At 72.1% G+C, this 973-nt stretch carries 1 protein-coding gene; it reads left to right on the top strand.

What is annotated here, in order from left to right; genetic code table 11:
* A partial coding sequence (locus FUT87_RS16690; protein WP_147241743.1) for an aliphatic sulfonate ABC transporter substrate-binding protein occupies positions 1-827 on the top strand: 827 nt, incomplete at its 5' end.
* Positions 828-973: the final 146 nt, after the last annotated feature.

The following is a 973-nucleotide window of genomic DNA, read 5'->3' on the forward strand; positions in this document are numbered from 1 at the left end:
TGCTGCTCAAGTCGCGCGGGGTGCTCGAGCAGACGCTCGCCCCGCGGCAGGTCGCTGTCTCCTGGCATGAATTCACCTCCGGCCTGCCGCTGCTGGAGGCCCTCAACATCGGCGCGCTGGACCTCAGCGCGGACGTCGCCGACGCCGTGCCGCCGTTCGCGCTGGCCGCTGGCGCCAAGCTCACCTACTACGCCATCGAGACGCCCTCGCCGACCGCCCAGGCCATCGTCGTGCGCAAGGATTCGCCGATCACCAGCGTCGCCCAGCTCAAGGGCAGGAAGGTCGGTTTCGCCAAGGGCGCTGGCGCGCATTACCTCCTGCTCGAGGCGCTGAACCAGGCCGGCCTGTCGATCCGCGACATCGAGCCCGCCTACCTCACGCCCGCCGACGGCCGCTCCGCCTTCGAGAACGGCGCCATCGCCGCCTGGGTCGTGTGGGATCCCTTCCTGGCGGCGGTGCAACGCCAATCGGGCGCCCGCATCCTGGTCGACGGCAACCGCATCGCGGCCTACCGGCGCTTCTACCTCGCGGCCACGCCCTTCGCGCAGCGGCATCCGGAGGTGTTGCAGCGCGTCTACGAGGAACTCCAGCGCGCTGGGGAATGGGTCAAGAAGAACCCCGCCGCCGCGGCCGATTGGCACGCGCCGGCGCTTGGCCTGGACCCCGCCATCGTCGCCGCCGCCAATGAGCGCCGCAGTTATGCGGTGCGTCCGATCGACGCCGAGTCGCTGTCGGAGCAGCAGCGCATCGCCGACGCCTTCAGCGGCGCGCAGATCCTGCCTCGGCGCGTCGCCATCCAGGAATCGCCGGTCTGGCGCCCCGCCTGACGGCCCGCCCGACCGCCAGGAGCCCGCCGCCATGACCGTCCTCCATCCCACCGACACGATCGCCACGACCGCGTCCAACGCCACAACCGCTCCGGCCGCTTCGGCCGCCTCGTCGCCCGCATCCGCGGCGACGCGGCGCTGCGCCA

Source organism: Mitsuaria sp. TWR114 (assembly GCF_007997345.1).